10 protein-coding genes are annotated in these 15,454 nt (G+C 74.8%); 6 read left to right on the top strand and 4 right to left on the bottom strand.

Features of this window, described 5'->3' with window-relative positions:
- Nucleotides 1-43: 43 nt before the first annotated feature.
- The 5 genes from ABD371_RS25360 to ABD371_RS25340 all read left to right on the top strand — a co-directional run bounded on the left by ABD371_RS25360 (nt 44) and on the right by ABD371_RS25340 (nt 9,246).
- On the top strand, nt 44-1,621 hold the full coding sequence (locus ABD371_RS25360; RefSeq protein ID WP_344480764.1) for an alkaline phosphatase D family protein: 1,578 nt from the start codon (nt 44-46) through the stop codon (nt 1,619-1,621).
- Nucleotides 1,622-1,764: 143 nt separating this feature from the next.
- Nucleotides 1,765-3,156, top strand: coding sequence for an SWIM zinc finger family protein (locus tag ABD371_RS25355; RefSeq protein WP_344480761.1), 1,392 nt, complete (start codon nt 1,765-1,767; stop codon nt 3,154-3,156).
- A complete protein-coding gene (locus tag ABD371_RS25350) occupies nt 3,153-5,948 on the top strand; it encodes a DUF6493 family protein (RefSeq protein ID WP_344480758.1) in 2,796 nt (931 codons plus the stop codon). Before ABD371_RS25355 ends, ABD371_RS25350 begins: the two co-directional genes overlap by 4 nt.
- Before the next feature lie 84 nt (nt 5,949-6,032).
- Nucleotides 6,033-7,433: a GNAT family N-acetyltransferase gene (locus ABD371_RS25345; protein WP_344480755.1), complete on the top strand. Its 1,401-nt coding sequence runs from the start codon at nt 6,033-6,035 to the stop codon at nt 7,431-7,433.
- 130 nt (nt 7,434-7,563) lie between these two features.
- Nucleotides 7,564-9,246: a DUF885 domain-containing protein gene (locus tag ABD371_RS25340; protein ID WP_344480752.1), complete on the top strand. Its 1,683-nt coding sequence runs from the start codon at nt 7,564-7,566 to the stop codon at nt 9,244-9,246.
- Nucleotides 9,247-9,333: 87 nt separating this feature from the next.
- Here the strand turns inward: ABD371_RS25340 and ABD371_RS25335 are convergent, their stop codons facing one another.
- Nucleotides 9,334-9,837, bottom strand: a complete 504-nt coding sequence (locus ABD371_RS25335) for a rhodanese-like domain-containing protein (protein WP_344480749.1) — start codon at nt 9,835-9,837, stop codon at nt 9,334-9,336.
- 94 nt (nt 9,838-9,931) lie between these two features.
- Here ABD371_RS25335 and ABD371_RS25330 point away from each other — a divergent pair, with 94 nt between their 5' ends.
- The gene (locus ABD371_RS25330; protein ID WP_344480746.1) at nt 9,932-10,378 is read left to right on the top strand and encodes an Lrp/AsnC family transcriptional regulator; all 447 of its coding nucleotides are present in this window, start codon (nt 9,932-9,934) and stop codon (nt 10,376-10,378) included.
- Between the two features lie 47 nt (nt 10,379-10,425).
- Here ABD371_RS25330 and ABD371_RS25325 read toward each other — a convergent pair whose 3' ends face one another.
- From ABD371_RS25325 to ABD371_RS25315, 3 genes are all read right to left on the bottom strand, one after another.
- Entirely contained in the window at nt 10,426-13,470 is a 3,045-nt protein-coding gene (locus ABD371_RS25325; protein ID WP_344480743.1) for an AAA family ATPase, read from the bottom strand.
- 84 nt (nt 13,471-13,554) lie between these two features.
- Entirely contained in the window at nt 13,555-14,727 is a 1,173-nt protein-coding gene (locus tag ABD371_RS25320; protein WP_344480738.1) for an exonuclease SbcCD subunit D, read from the bottom strand.
- 87 nt (nt 14,728-14,814) lie between these two features.
- Nucleotides 14,815-15,441 carry a YigZ family protein gene (locus ABD371_RS25315; RefSeq protein ID WP_344480735.1) on the bottom strand — a complete coding sequence of 209 codons (627 nt, stop codon included), beginning with the start codon at nt 15,439-15,441 and terminating at the stop codon, nt 14,815-14,817.
- Between the last annotated feature and the right edge of the window lie 13 nt (nt 15,442-15,454).

Here is a 15,454-nt window from a genome sequence, read left to right as displayed (position 1 = left end):
TACCGCGGCACCCGCCGCACGGAATGCCCCTGGAGGCCCGCCGATGACAGCAACCCCCCGCGGGCCGGCGGCCCCCGGCCGCCGCTCGCTGCTGCGCGGCGCGGCCGCCGCGTCGGCGGTCCTGACCCTGCCCGCCTTCGGCTCAGCGCCCTCGCAGGCCCTGGGCGGGCGTCCGAGCGCTGCGTGGGGGGTGCGCAGCGGCGCGGTGACCTCGTCGTCCGGGCTGGTGTGGGTGCGTTCGGACCGGCCCGCGCGGATGCTCGTGGAGACCTCGGCCACGGAGTCCTTCGAGCGCACAAAGCTTCACCGGGGGCCGCTGCTCGGGCCCGGCACGGACTTCACCGGCACCACCCCGCTGGCCGGGCTGCCGCCCGGGGAGCAGATCCACTACCGGGTGACGCTCGCCGATCCGGACGATCCCCGCCGTACCGGCGAGCCGGTCCCCGGGACGTTCCGGACCGTGCCCGCCGGGCGCTGCCGGGGCGTCCGCTTCCTCTGGTCGGGGGATGTCGCCGGACAGGGCTGGGGCATCAATCCGGACATCGGCGGCTACCGCGTCCACGAGGAGATGCGGCGGCTCGATCCCGACTTCTTCCTGTGCAGCGGCGACTCGATCTACGCGGACGGGGTGATCGAGCCCCGGGTGACCCTGCCGGACGGCCGGATCTGGCGCAATGTCACCACCGAGGAGAAGTCCCGGGTCGCCCAGACGCTCCGGGACTTCCGGGGCAACTTCCGCTACAACCTGCTCGACGAGCACACCCGCCGCTTCAACGCCCAGGTGCCGTCGGTGGTGCAGTGGGACGACCACGAGGTGCGCAACAACTGGTATCCGGGCCAGCTTCTGGACGATCCGCGCTACACCGAGAAGAGCGCGGACGTGCTGGCCGCGCGCTCGCTGCGCGCCTTCGGCGAGTACTTTCCCCTCGCCGCGCCGCCCGCCGCGCCCGGGGGGCGGATGTACCGGGTGGAGCGGTACGGTCCGCTGCTCGACGTCTTCGTCCTGGACATGCGCTCGTACCGGAGCGCCAACTCCCCCGGCCGGCAGGCCCGCGACCGGCGGGGCATCCTCGGCCCGGAGCAGCTCGCCTGGCTCCAGGGCGGGCTGCTCCGGTCGCGCGCGGTGTGGAAGGTGATCGCGGCGGACATGCCGATCGGACTGACGGTGCCGGACGGGCGGACCGACTTCGACGCGGTCGCCCAGGGCGACGCGGGCGCGCCGCTGGGCCGGGAGCTCCAGATCGCCCGGCTGCTGCGGTTCGTGAAGCGGCGGCGGATCACCGGCACCCTCTGGCTCACGGCGGACGTCCATCACACCTCCGCTCAGCACTACGCGCCGGAGCGGGCCGCGTTCAAGGACTTCGCCCCGTTCTGGGAGTTCGTCTCGGGGCCGCTGGCGGCGGGCGGATTCCCGGCCTCCGCACTGGATGCGACCTTCGGCCCGAGGCGGGTCTTCGTCCGCGCGCCGAAGCGGGGGAACGTGTCGCCGATGGAGTCCCCGCAGTACTTCGGCGAGGTCTCCGTCGACGGGGACAGCGGTGAGCTGACGGTACGGCTGAGGGCCGAGGGCGGAACGATTCTGTTCACCAAGGTGCTCCTGCCGGGCCTGGTGGGGCAGTAGGCCGCGCCCGGACGCGCCGTCCCCCGTCCCCCGTCCCCGTCCACCGTCCGCACAGGCCGCCAACTCCGTTGAATCCGCAGGTGGGGTGGGGGTCCGGGCCGGCCCGCGGTCGATTGTCAGTGGTGGGTTCTACCGTCTTTCACATGACCCGATCAACGCAGGCGCTCGCCTACGCCCGTCCGTCCGCCCTGGAGTCGGGGGCGGCCGGACGGCTTCTCGGCCTGGAGACGTCCGGCGGTCTCACCCCGGCCGGCGCGCAGCCCCACCCGACGTTCTTCTCCGGCTTCCTCTCCTCGCCCCAGACCGCGGCCCGCGGGCTGCTGGCGGTCGCGGACGTGGCGGCCGCCCGCTACCACGACCCGACCCCGCGCCCGCTCCTCGACCCGGTGGTGACGGGCAACGGCGACCGGCTGCGGTTCGAGTCGTTCTCCGGCTGCTGCGGGGTGTACGCGAGGCTCGATGTGCTGCGCGAGGGTCTGGACGGCGCGGAGACCGGGCACGGCACGACCAATGTCGATGTCAACAACCCGCTGCGGGAGGCGCTCTCCCGGATGACCGGCGACAGCCCGCTCCATCTGCGGGTGGGCCCGGGGGAGCTGGCGGTCACCACCCTGGACGGCTCGGTGGTGGAGAAGAAGGTGCCGCTGCCGGAGCGCTGGCTGCGCGGCTTCGCCGAGGCGCAGGTGGCCACCGCCGGGTTCGATCTGCGGGCCGAGCTGCCGGCGGCGGAGGCGGTGCGCTTTCTGCGCTCGCTGCCGCGCCCCTCGGCCGGGCGGGCCTCGCGGGGGGTGAGCTGGGTCATCGCGTCCGGCCGGACCCTGCGGCCCACCACCCGGCCGGTGCCGGGGGCGATCTGCCTGCCGGGCCCCGAGCGGCTGGCCGCGCTCCAGCGGGTGCTGCGCCAGGCGGTCGCGCTGCGGGTGTACGGGCCTCTCGCCACCGACGGGGTGGCGTCCTCGGCCGCCTGGGAGGTGGTGCTGCCGGGGATGCGGCTCACACTGACCCTCTCCCCCGGCACGAACCGCGGCTTCTCCGGCGAGGGAGGCGTCCTGGAGGCGCTGTCGACCGACGAGGCCGCGCAGGACGCCGAGCTGGTCTCGGTGCTCCTCGCCTGGGAGCCGAGGATCGACCCGGCCGAGCTGGCGGAGCGGTCCGGGCTGACGGTGGCCCGGGTGCGGGCCGCCCTGGTCCGGCTGGGCACCGCCGGACGGGTGGGGTACGACGTGGCGGACGCGGCGTACTTCCACCGCGAGCTGCCCTATGAACCGGACCGGACGGAACGGCACAACCCCCGGCTGGTCGACGCCAGGCGGCTGCTGGCGGCGGGGGCGGTGACCCTCGACGGGGAGTCGGCCTCGGTCGTCTCGGGTCCCCGGGTCTACCGGGTCCGGGAGGCGGGCGGACAGCTGCGCTGCACCTGCGCCTGGTGGGCGGACCACCAGGGGCGGCGAGGACCCTGCAAGCACGCGCTGGCGGTCCGTATGGCCCGCCGGGGAACAGCGGTCAAGGCCGCGGCCGGAGGGGAGAACCGGTGAAGGAGCTTCTCGAGGCCGTGCGCGAGGGGCGCGCGGACAAGGTGCCCGCGCTGCTCCGGCCGCTGACCCCGGCCGAGCGCAAGGAGCTGCTGGTGGAGTTGCGGGCGCTCCGCGCCGAACTGCGCCGCGAGGAGGGCCCTTGGGCCTACTGGCGGCAGCGGGGTCTGGCGGCGACCGGGGTGCTGGTGGCCGGCGCGGGGTGCCACACCGGGGCGGCGGCCACCGCCTCCTGGATCGGCTCGCGCGATCTGCGGATCTCCCGGCCCCCCGGCTCCCCCGGGGTGCTGCGCCCGCTCCTGGAGGTGCTCGACGGCAAGGACCCCGGCTGGCTCGGCGATGTCGCGCACCGGCTCGCCGCCCGCGCCTCCGCCGAGGACGACTTCCCGCTGATCGAGGAGCTGGTCCGGCGGGCCGGCTGCCCGGCTCCCGCCACCGAGGGCTATGTCAGCGGCTGGCTGGACGCGCGCTCCCCGAGGAGCGGCGGGGCGAGGCTGCTGCGCGAGGATCCGCACACACCCGCCCTGCTGCCCCTCGTCTTCGACCTCGCGGTCCTTCCCAATACCTTCAGCTGGTTCCCGGACGAGAAGACCCCGGGGCACTGGCCCTCCGTGCTCGCCGGTCTGGCGGAGGCCGGGGTGGTGGAGCGTTCGACGCTGGTGGACGGCTGCGTCTCGCGGCTGCTGCGCGGCGGACGCCCGCTCGAGACGGGCTTCTTCCTGAATGTGCTGCGGCGTCTCGCGCCGACTCCCGAGGAGGAGCGGGCGCGGATTCCCGACTGGGCCGGTATGGCCGCCGACGGGGGGCCGCAGGTGGCGGCGCACGCCCAGAGCGTGCTGGGGCGGCTCGCCGAGAGCGGTCTGCTGCCGGTGCGGAGCCTGGCCGAGGTGACGGGCGCGGTGCTCTTCCGTACCGAGAAGAAGCTGGTGCGGACCCAGCTGACGCTGCTGGCCAAGGTGTTGCGCGAGCGGGCGGGCGACGGCGAGGCGGTGGCCGGGCTGCTGCCGGCCGTCGCCGAGGCGTTCGGCCACCCGGACACCGGGGTGCAGGAGCGGGCGCTGAAGCTCGTCGCCCGGCATCTGCCGGGTGCCGGGGAGGAGTTGCGCGAGGATCTGGCCGCCTCCGCCGCCCTGCTGAGCCCGGCGCACCGGTCCGCCGCCGTCGCGGTCTTCGGGGCTCTGCTGCCCGAGGAGGAGACGGTGGCCCATGAGGAGATCCTCCCGCCGCCCCCCGTGCGCGAGCGGCTCCCCGCACCGCCCGCCTCGGTGGCGGAGCTGGTCGAAGAGGTGCTGGTGCTGATGGGCTCCCCCGAGGAGGCCGGGGCGTACGAATGGGTCCTGGACGGCCTGGTCCGGCTGGCCCACCGGGAACGCGAGCCGCTGGAGGCCGCGCTGAAGGAGGCGATACCCCACCAGGGGTGGTACGAGCACCGGTTCGAGAACTTCCGCCACCTCCACCTCTCCTCCCACCGGATCACCGTGGAGGTCGTGGTGGCCACCCTGTTGGGGCAGGTCTCCGACCATGCCCTCCGGACCGTGCTGAGGCGGATGGGCTCGGCCGTGGACTGCCCGCACGACGGGCTGCGGGAGATCACCACCGCCCGGACCTGGGAGGCCGCCCAGCTGATCCGCGGCCGGCCGGTGCCGTTCCTGCTCGCCACGCCCACCTGGAGCACGGGCGCGCTGGACGCGGAGACCCTGGTCGAGCGGTTGCGGGAGTACCGGCGGCTGGAGATCGAGCCCGCCCCGGTGGACTTCGCCCAGGCGCTGCTGCGGGTGGCTCGCGGACCGGCGGGGAGCGGGGGCGGGACCGCGGCCCGGGCCGCCGCCCTGGGCACGCCGGAGGGCGACCGGCTCGCCGCCTGGCTCTCCGGCGGCGCTCCGGCGCTCGTCGCGCTGTCGCCGAAGCCCGGGTCCGGGTCCGGGTCCGGGTCCGAGCCCGGGTCCCGCACCGGCACCGATGGCGGTGGTGGCGGTGCGGAGGCGGCCGTCGGGGGCGCGCGGGAGCCGGGGCAAGCGGCCTGGCTCTCGGAGAACCCGCTGACGATCGCCCGCCGCATGGCGCACGGCATGCGCGAACGGCTGGTGCCCCTCACCCAGTTCCCCCCGGCGTTCCGCTGGCTGGGCAGACCCCTTGAGGACCAGAAGTGCGGCCGCTGGTCCTGCGAGATGTGGGAGTCCCACTGGGCGACGGTGCTTCCGCACGACCGGGAGGGGCTCGCCCTGTGGATGACGCACAGCCTGCGGACACCCGGCGACTGGGCGCGGAGCACGGCCGGCTGTCTTCCGGCGCTGGCCGAGTCGGAGGCCCCCGAAGGCCCGGCCGGTCCGGAGCTGCACCGGGCGCTGGCGGCCGGCATGGGAGCCAAACGGGCGAACGACCGGCTGTCCTCGGTCGACGCGCTGCTGACGCTCGCCGCCCGGGGACAGCTGGATCACCCGGTGCTCGGCCGCGAACTGGCGCACGCGGTGCGGCACGGCTCGCTGAAGCCCAACCGGCTCGCCGACACCCTCGGGACGGCGGCGGCGACCGGGGCGTACGGGACGGTCTGGGCGGTGCTCGCCGAGGCGCTGCCCCCGCTGCTCGGGACGAAGCCCCTCCCCCGGGCGCTGGGCGAGATCCTGGCGGTGGCCTCGGAGTGCGCGGAGCGGTGCGCGCCGGACGGCGGTCCGCTGCCCGGGCTCGCCGAGCTGGCCGGGCGGGGCGGTTCCTCGCAGTCGGCGGCCCAGGCTGCACGGCTGCTCAAGGTGCTGGAGCACGGAGCGGCAACCTCGGCACAGGATCGGTCAAAATGAGTCAATAGCAGAACATAAACCCGCTTAACCCATCAGTCACAAAGCGTTCGCGATCACGCAACACGGCTCGGCCAGAGTGAGGCCATGACCGATGTGACCCATGCGAAGAACACCCGCCGCCCCCACCTCTGGCGGCGGGACCTCGTCGAGCTGGCCGCCGTCTTCACCGCGGTGGCGGTCGCCGACATCGTCGCCAATCTGGTCGGACACGGACCCGGCGGGCCGTCCCTGCTCGTCGTCTCCGCCGTGGCGCTGATCGCCACGGCCGCCTTCCACCTCTGGTGGGCGGGACGGCACCGCCACTCCCCGCCGGCCGAAGCCCGCAGCGCCCCGGCCGACGCCGACACCGACACCGACACCGACACCGACGGCCCCGTACGGAAGGAGCCCCACGAGACCTCTCTCTGGCGGATGCGGACCACCGTGCGGGACACCCCCGGCAGTCTCGCCGCGCTCTGCACCGCGCTCGCCGCGCTCGACGTGGACATCCTGACCCTTCAGACACACCCTCTGACGACGGGCACCGTGGACGAGTTCCTGCTGCGCGCGCCCGCCTCCCTCCCTCCCCGGCGGCTGACCGACGGGGTGACGGCGGCCGGCGGCAGCGGCACCTGGATCGAGCGGGCCGACGCCCACGACCTGGTCGACGTCCCCACCCGGGTGCTCGGTCTCGCCGCCCGCACCGCGCTGGACGCGGCCGAGCTGCCGCTGGCCCTGCGCCAGTTGCTCGGCCGCTGCACCATCCACTCCTGGCCCGCCGTCTCCCCCACCGGCCGCTCCGCCGCGGACCTCCCGCCCGCCGAAGGGGTGCTCGAGGAGACCGTGATGCGCCTTCGCGACCCGCGCGGCGGCTCCATCACCGTGGAGCGGCCCCACCTCCCCTTCACCCCCACCGAGTTCGCCCGGGTCAGGGCGCTGCTGGAGCTGGACGACCGGCTCGGTCCCCGGGTGCCGGCCGGCCGGGACGCCCTCACCCTGGCCGAGGGCGGGGAGTTCACCGTCGGCCGGGCCGACCAGAGCGACCTCGAAGCGGCGGCAGCCCTGCACGACCGCTGCTCCGAGCGGACCCTGCGACAGCGCTACCACGGCCCGGTCGACGACGTCCGGCGCTACCTCGACCATCTGCTCAGCCCCCGGTTCGGCCGGACCCTCGCCGTGCGCACGGCCTCCGGACGGATGATCGCCCTCGGCCATCTGCTCTGGGACGGGGACGAGACCGAAGTCGCGCTCATCGTGGAGGACGCCTGGCAGCGCCGGGGAATCGGCTCCGCGCTGCTCGGGCGGCTGGTCGCGCTCGCCCAGGAGGACGGCTGCGGCCAGGTGTACGCGGTGACACAGCCGTCCAACACCGCGATGGTGGCCTCGATGCGCGGTCTGGGGCTGCCCCTCGACTACCAGCTGGAGGAGGGCACCCTCGTCGTCACCGCCCGGCCCGCGCCCCGGAAAGCCACCGCGACCCCTCCGGCCGACCGCGCGGGCCGCTGACCGGGCGGTCAGCGCGAGACCCCGGGAACAGGCCCGGATTCGGCCAGTGAAGGGGGTGTGACCTGGCCGACGGTCCGCCGGCGATCAGACGATGGTGACGCGAAGCCCCCACTCGTATGAGGATGTGTGCATGTCAGTCACCGCCAGCAGCCCGCTGCCCCGCCAGGTCGCCGACGCCTATGTCGACGCACTCATCGAACTCGATCCGACCATCGGCACCTACCTGGGAGTCAGGGAGAGTTCCGGGCTCCTCCCCGACTTCTCCCCGACAGGTCAGGAAGAGCGCGCCGAACTCGCCAGGGAGACCCTCGCCAGGCTCGACGAGGCCGAGAGGCTGCCAGGGGCCGGGAGTGACATCGAGCGGCGCTGCGGCCGGCTGCTGCGCGAACGCCTGACGGCCGAACTCGCCGTGCACGAGGCCGAGGAGGGCCTGCGCACCGTGAGCAATCTGCGCTCCCCGGTGCACTCGGTGCGCGAGGTGTTCACCGTGACGCCGACGCAGACCGAGGAGGACTGGGCGGCCGTGGCCCAGCGGCTGCGCGCCGTGCCGACGGCGCTGCGCGGCTACCGCGAGTCCCTGGAGCTGGGACTCGAGCGGAAGCTCTTCGGCGGCCCGAGGGCCACCCGTACCAGTGTCGCGCAGATGACGGAGTGGCTCGGCTCCGGCAGCAGCTGGTTCGAGGACTTCGCGGCCGAGGGCCCCGCCGCGCTCCGCGCGGAACTCGACTCCGCCGCCCGTACCGCCACCGAGGCGCTGGCCGCGCTGCGCGACTGGATGCGCGACGTCTACGCCCCCGCCGTCGCGGACGCGCCCGACACCGTGGGCCGCGAGCGGTACGCCCGCTGGTCGCGCTACTTCAACGGCACCGATCTCGATCTGGACGAGGCGTACGCGTACGGCTGGTCGGAGTACCACCGGCTGCTCGCCGAGATGAAGACCGAGGCCGGGAAGATCCTCCCGGGCGCGGGCCCCTGGGAGACACTCGCCCATCTCGATGTGCACGGCCGCCATGTCGAGGGCGTCGAGGAGGTGCGGATCTGGCTCCAGGAGCTGATGGACGAGGCGATCCAGGCGCTGGACGGCACCCACTTCGAACTCGCCGAGCGGGTGCGGAAGGTGGAGTCCCGCATCGCCCCGGCGGGCAGCGCCGCCGCGCCGTACTACACCAGCCCCTCGGAGGACTTCTCCCGTCCGGGCAGGACCTGGCTGCCGACCATGGGCTCGACCCGCTTCCCGGTGTACGACCTGGTCTCCACCTGGTACCACGAGGGTGTGCCCGGCCACCACCTCCAGCTGGCGCAGTGGGTGCACGTGGCCGACCGGCTCTCCCGCTACCAGGCCACGGTCGGCGGGGTCAGCGCGAATCTGGAGGGCTGGGCGCTCTACGCCGAGCGGCTCATGGACGAGCTGGGCTTCCTGCCCGACCCCGAGCGCAGACTCGGTTATCTGGACGCGCAGATGATGCGCGCGTGCCGGGTGATCGTGGACATCGGAATGCATCTGGAGCTGGAGATTCCGGAGGATTCGCCGTTCCGTCCGGGCGAGACCTGGACCCCGGAGCTGGCCGAGGAGTTCTTCAACAGCCACAGCGGGCGGCCCGCGGACTATGTGGAGAGCGAGCTGACGCGCTATCTGTCGATGCCCGCCCAGGCGATCGGCTACAAGCTCGGCGAGCGGGCCTGGCTGCTCGGCCGGGAGAACGCGCGCAAGGCGCACGGCGACGCGTTCGACGCGAAGGCCTGGCACATGGCGGCGCTGTCCCAGGGGTCGCTGGGGCTGGACGACCTGGTGGACGAGTTGTCCAGGCTGTGACGGCGGCGGGGTGAGCCTGCCGGCGGCACCGGGCTCGCCGGAGCCCGGGGCCGCCCGGTGGAGCCGCCGGTCAGCACCCGGGCCCGGTCAGCAGCCGCAGTCGGCGGCGTCGACGGGCGCGGTCAGCGGGTCCGGTTCGCGCCGCGTGTGCCCCGTCGGGGTCCGGTGGCCGAAGCCCTCCCGTACCCAGTACTCGAATCCGCCGAGCATCTCCTTGACGCGGTAACCGAGCAGGGCGAGGGCGAGCGCCGCACGGGCGGCTCCGTCGCAGCCCGGGCCCCAGCAGTGGACGACCACCGGCCGGGCCGGGTCGAGCAGCCGCCCGGCCCGCTCGGCGATGAGCGCGGTCGGCAGATGGACCGCGCCGGGAATGTGCCCCTGGTCCCAGGCGTCGGCCGAGCGGCAGTCGAGCAGGGTGAAGCCCGGATCGCCGCCCGCGCCCGCCGCGAGGGCGGCGGCGACGTCGGAGACATCGGTGTGGAGGGCGAGGCTCGCGGCGAAGTGGGCGGCGGCCACCTCGGGCGCGGCGGGCGGCACACGGAGGACGGGGTTCGGGGCTGAGGCCGCGTTCACGACCGAGGCTGTGTTCATGACTAAAAATCTATGGCGGTGATCCACTGCCCTGAAGGGGGATTCCACGGGGATCCTCTTGATCGACCGGGGATTCCCCTGTTGTCTGTCAGTCATGACGGAATATTCACCGGACGCCACGGACTGGCGCATCCTGCGCGCCCTGCAGAGCGACGGCCGGGCCGGTTTCGCGCAGCTGGCGCGGGCCGTCTCCATGTCGGCGAGCGCCGTGACGGAGCGGGTGCGGCGGCTGGAGGAGGCGGGCGTGATCGCGGGGTACACGGCGGTGGTGGACCCCGAGCGAGTGGGGCTGCCGGTGCTCGCGTTTGTACGGCTGCGCTATCCGAACGGCAATTACAAGCCATTCCACGATCTGCTGGAGACGACTCCGGAGATTCTGGAGGCGCACCATGTGACCGGCGACGACTGCTTTGTGATGAAGGTCGCCGTACGGTCGATGCGCCATCTGGAAGAGGTCACCGGCCGGATCGGGGCGCTCGGATCGGTGACCACCAGCGTCGTCTACTCCTCGCCGCTGCCGCGCCGGTCGGTCGGCGGCTGACCGGCGGGCGGCGCGGCGGCGAGCGGGCAGCGCGGAGACGGGCCGCGTCAGCCGCCGAGGGGAGCCGTCCGGAGCCGGACGACGGAGCCCCGGCGCTCCTTGACCACTTCCAGCTGCGTGGGGACGCGCCGTCGCAGATCGGCCACATGGCTGACGATGCCGACGCTGCGGTCCTGTTCGCGCAGCGAGTCGAGGACGTCGATGACCTCGTCGAGGGTCTGCTCGTCCAGGCTGCCGAAGCCCTCGTCGATGAAGAGGGTGTCGAGCCGTACGCCCCCGGCCTCCTCGGTGACCACATCGGCCAGGCCCAGCGCCAGGGCGAGGGAGGCGAAGAAGGTCTCGCCGCCGGAGAGCGTCGAGGTGTCCCGCTCGGTCCCGGTCCAGGCGTCGACCACATGGAGGCCGAGCCCCGACCGCTTCCCGCCGGAGCGGGCGTCCGAGTGGACCAGGGTGTAGCGGCCTGCGGACATCCGCCGCAGCCGTACGGTGGCCGCCGCGGCGACCTGTTCGAGCCGGGCCGCGAGGACGTACGACTCCAGGCGCATCCGGCGCTCATTGTCGGCGGAGGTGCCCGCGGTGAGACCGGCGAGCCGGGCGACCAGGTCGTACTCCCGGCGCAGCGGGCCGAGCCCGGCGGCCTCGGCGGCGGCGGCCCGGGAGAGCCGGACGAGTTCGGCCCGCCGCCCGCGCGCGGCGTCCCGCGCGGATCCGGCCACGCGCAGCGCGCGCTCGGCCGCGTCGTGGGCTGCGAGCGCGGCCCCGGGGGCGGCAGGCGGGCGTCCGGCGGCGGCGCGGGCGTCCGGCTCGGCGAGCCGGTCGGCGACGGCGGCGGCCTCGGTCGCCCAGGCGTCGGCCCGGTGCTGGAGGTCGCGCTGCTCGCGGTCGGCGCGGGCATCGGCGACGGCGGCGGCCGGGGTGTCGAAACCGGCCCGGAACGCGGCGTCGGAGAGTTCGCCGTCGGCGTCCTTCAGCCGCCGGGCCGAGGTGTCGGCGGCCCGGGCGGCCTCGGCCGCCTCGGCGAGCAGCCGCACCCGGCGCTCCAGCCGGGCGGCATGCTCGGCGACGCTCCCCTCGCCGTCGTGGACCTTGGCCAGTTCCCTCGCGAGCCCGGCCCACTCCTGGTCGAGCGCCTCCCGGCGGGTGTTTCTGGCGACCACGCGCCGCTCGGCCGACTGCCGGGCCGCGAGGCGCTCCTCGTGCTCCCGCTCGCCCCGGTCGAGGGCCTCCCGGGCGGCGTGGATCCCGAAGGCCAGGGCCTTCGCCTCCCGGTGCGCCCGCTCCAGCTCCTCGACGGCGTCCGCCAGCTCGGCGGCGGTCGGGTCGTGGGGTGCGCCGCCCGGGGCTTCGGCGCCCGGGGTCCTGGCGCGTTCGCCGGCCGTGGCCAGGGCCCCGGTGACGACGGCGAGCCGGCGCTCGGCGTCCGAGCGGACGCCCTCGGCACGGGTGTGGTCGTGGTACGCCGCTTCCTCCTGGGCCGGGTCGACGCGGGCGTCGGAGGCCGGGGCGGGGGCGGGGTGTTCGGGGGAACCGCAGACCGCGCAGGGGTCGCCGGGGGCGAGGGCGGCCGCCAGCTCGGCCGCCATCCCGTGCAGCCGCCGTTCCTTCAGGTCGAGCCATCGTTCGCGGGCCGCGTTCGCGCTCTCCCGGGCCGCGCCGAGCAGTTCCCGGGTCTCGGCGGCCGTCCGGGCGAGGCGGTCGCGCTCGCGGGCCGCGTCCAGCCGCGCCCCGGCCGGTTCGAGCCGTCCGGCGAGGTACTCGGCGCGGGTGGCCGCCTCCTGGGCGGCGGCGAGGCGCTCGCGGTGGCCCCGGCGCAGGGTCTCCCAGCCCGCCAGCCAGCCCTCCGCGTCGTGGAGGACGTCGTCGTCGGCACGGGCCTGGCGGTCCAGTTCGGCGCGCTCGCGGGTGATCTCCTCGCCGCGCCGCTCCAGGCCCCGGGCGGCTTCGAGGCCGCCGAGATCCTGGCGGAGCCGGCGTTCCAGCTCCGCCAGCTGTTCCGCGCCCGCGTCCGCGAGGCCGGCCGGCAGCCGGTCGCGGAGCCCGTGGTGCCGGGCGGTCGCGGTGCGGTGCTCGCGCTCGGCGTCCTCGCGCAGCCGCAGCGCGGGGGCGACCCGGTCGGCCCTGCGGGCCTCCTCCAGCCGGGCCCGGAGCCTCTCGTGCTCGGGCCGCCGGGCGTCCAGGGTCCGCCGCCGGTCCAGGGCCTCCTCGTACCGCCGCTGGAGCCGGTCGAGTTCGCGCTCGGCGTCGAGCGCGATCCGGGCGGCCCGCTGCCGCTCCTCCGCGGCGCCGACCGCGCTCCCGGCGATGTCCAGTGCTTCCAGCGCGCCCGCGCGGGCGACCGCCGCCCACTCCAGCACGGCGGCGGCGAGACCGGGGTCGCCGGGCTGCTGCCGGGGCGGCGGCCAGTCGCCGGCGGCCGGGCCGGCCGCCTGCTCCATCCGGTGCGCGTGGGCGAGGAGACCCTCGTCCGCGGTCCGCACCCGTGCCTCGGCGGCCCGCCGCCGCTCGGCGAGGCGCTCCTCGACTGCGGCGAAGCGGCGGGTGTCGAAGAGCCGGCCCAGCAGTCTGCCCCGGGCCTCCGCGTCCGCGCGCAGCAGCCGGGCGAAGTCGCCCTGCGGCAACAGCACCACCTGGCAGAACTGGTCGCGGCTCATGCCGACGAGCTGCCCGATCTCCTCGCCGATCTCCTGGTGGGACCTGCTCAGCCCCTTCCAGGCGGCGGTCTCGGGGTCGTACTCGCTCAGCTCGCTCCAGGCCCGCTCCGGTGTGAAACCCTTGCCGTTCTTCTTGGGCCGCTGCTGGGCGGGGCCCCGGCCCACCCTCAGCCGCCGGCCGCCGACGGTCAGCTCCAGGACGACCTCGGTCAGGAGGCCGGGGGCCGCGTGATCGCTGCGCAGGGAGGTCCCCGGGCTCTGCCGGGCGCCGGGGACGGATCCGTACAGGGCGAAGCAGACCGCGTCGAGCACCGAGGTCTTGCCCGCGCCGGTCGGCCCGTGGAGCAGGAAGATCCCGCCGGTGGACAGGGCGTCGAAGTCGATCTCCTGGACGGCTCCGAAGGGCCCGAAGGCGGTGATGGTCAGCCGGTGCAGTCTCATCGGGCGGCCCCGTCGTCATGAGCGGTACGAGCGGTACAAGCGGTACGAGGAGCACGAGCGGCACGAGCGGTACGGGGGGTGATGTCAGCCACGGCGGCTCGTCCCCTCGTTCAGCGCCTCGTCCACCCGTACGCCGTCGAAGGCTTCGCGCAGCGCGGTGCGCTCGCGCGGGTCGGGCCCCGCCCCGCGCACATGGGCGAGGAAGTCCTCCGCGATCTGCTGGTCGTCGCGGCCCTTGAGCCGCCGGGCGTACGAGAGCGAGTCGTCCTGCTCCTCGCGCTCGGGCGCGAAGACCAGGCTCAGGGTGTGCGGGAAGCGTTCGGCGAGGCGGGCCATCGGGTCGGCCGGGCGGACCGGGTCGGTGAGGGTGGCCTCGACGAAGGACTCCCGGTGCCGTTCGTGGGAGGGGTCGGCGAGCAGCTCGTCGAGGGTGCCGTGCAGCCGGGCGAGGGGTCTGGGCACGGGGCAGTCGACCCGCTCGGCGTCGATCTCGCCCCGGGGGCCGAGGTCGACGAGCCACATGGTCTTGCGGTGGGCGGCCTCGGAGAAGGAGTACGCGAGGGGGGAGCCGGAGTAGCGGACCCGGTCGGTGATGGTCTGGCTGCCGTGCAAATGGCCGAGCGCCACATAGTCGACGCCGTGGAAGACGCCCGCGGGCACGGCGCTGACGCCGCCGACGGTGATGTCGCGCTCGCTCTCGCTGGGCTCGCCGCCCGCGACGAAGGCGTGGGCGAGGACCAGGGAGCGGGTGGCGGGCCCCCGGGCGGCGAGGTCCTCCCGTACGCGGTCCATCGCCGCGCCGAGGACGGCCTCGTGGTTCGCCCGGTCGGTACGGAATTCGTCCTTCACCAGGGCGGGTTCCAGATAGGGCAGCCCGTAGCACGCGACCTCGCCGTGCTCGTCGGTGAGGATCACGGGGGTGCCGCAGCCCGCCGGGTCGGTCCGCAGATGGATTCCGGCGCGGTCGATCAGCCCGGCCCCGACGCCGAGGCGGCGGGCCGAGTCGTGGTTCCCGGAGATCATCACGGTCGGCACGGACTCGGCGGCGAGCCGGTGGAGCGCGCGGTCGAAGAGCTCCACCGCCGCCAGCGGCGGCACGGCCCGGTCGTAGACGTCGCCCGCCACCAGCACGGCGTCCACCTCGTGCGCCTGTACGGCGGCGACCAGATGATCGAGGAACGCGGCCTGGGCCTCCAGCATGCTCACCCGGTGCAGGGATCGCCCCAGATGCCAGTCAGATGTGTGCAGAATCCTCAAGAGCCAGCTCCGAACCGCATGTTTTCCTTCTCCGCCCCCGGGTTTGCGTACGGCCGGCCGGGGCCCCGTGCTCGCGGGCCCCGGCGGTCAGGCGTCGCCGTACGCCTCCCCGCCCAGCTCGAATCCGGCCGTGCCGGCCGTGGCGTCCGCCAGCCAGCGCCGGAACGCCTCGATCTCGGCCTCCGGCAGTCCGATCTCGATGGTGACGCTCTCCGCGTACCGCACCTCGCGCACCGCGCGGCCGGTCGCCCGCAGATCGTTCTCCAGTCTGCCCGCCCGCTGGTGGTCCACGGTGAGGGTGGCGAGCCGGAAGCGCCGGCGGGTGAGGGTGCCGAGCGCGTCGAGGGCTTCGCCGACGACCCCGCCGTACGCCCTGATCAGTCCGCCCGCGCCGAGCTTCACCCCGCCGTAGTAGCGGGTGACCACGGCCACCGCGTAGCGGATCTCGCGCCGGGTGAGCATCTGGAGCATGGGCACTCCGGCCGTGCCGCCCGGCTCGCCGTCGTCGCTGGCCTTCTGCACGGAGGCGTCGGCCCCGATGACGTACGCGTAGCAGTTGTGGGTGGCGGTCGGGTGCTCCTTGCGGACCCGGGCGACGAAGGCCTGGGCCTCCTCCTCGGTCGCGGCGGGTGCGAGCGCGCAGATGAAGCGCGATCTGCCGATCTCTGTCTCGTGCACGCCCTCGCGGGCGACCGTCCGGTACTGCTCCTGCATCGGACCACCCTAT

The sequence above is a fragment of the Streptomyces amakusaensis genome (genome assembly GCF_039532665.1).
Classification (GTDB): Bacteria; Actinomycetota; Actinomycetes; order Streptomycetales; family Streptomycetaceae; genus Streptomyces; species Streptomyces amakusaensis.
The sequence above is the reverse complement of the archived record's forward strand: the minus strand, read 5'-3'. Positions and strand labels throughout refer to the sequence as shown.

Excerpts from the sequence above, each read along its gene's own strand:
- ABD371_RS25360 (WP_344480764.1), top strand. The coding sequence starts at position 44 with ATGACAGCAACCCCCCGCGGGCCGGCGGCCCCCGGCCGCCGCTCGCTG.
- ABD371_RS25355 (WP_344480761.1), top strand. The coding sequence starts at position 1,765 with ATGACCCGATCAACGCAGGCGCTCGCCTACGCCCGTCCGTCCGCCCTG.
- ABD371_RS25345 (WP_344480755.1), top strand. The coding sequence starts at position 6,033 with ATGACCGATGTGACCCATGCGAAGAACACCCGCCGCCCCCACCTCTGG.
- ABD371_RS25340 (WP_344480752.1), top strand. The coding sequence starts at position 7,564 with ATGTCAGTCACCGCCAGCAGCCCGCTGCCCCGCCAGGTCGCCGACGCC.
- ABD371_RS25335 (WP_344480749.1), bottom strand. The coding sequence starts at position 9,837 with ATGAACACAGCCTCGGTCGTGAACGCGGCCTCAGCCCCGAACCCCGTC.
- ABD371_RS25330 (WP_344480746.1), top strand. The coding sequence starts at position 9,932 with ATGACGGAATATTCACCGGACGCCACGGACTGGCGCATCCTGCGCGCC.
- ABD371_RS25325 (WP_344480743.1), bottom strand. The coding sequence starts at position 13,470 with ATGAGACTGCACCGGCTGACCATCACCGCCTTCGGGCCCTTCGGAGCC.
- ABD371_RS25315 (WP_344480735.1), bottom strand. The coding sequence starts at position 15,441 with ATGCAGGAGCAGTACCGGACGGTCGCCCGCGAGGGCGTGCACGAGACA.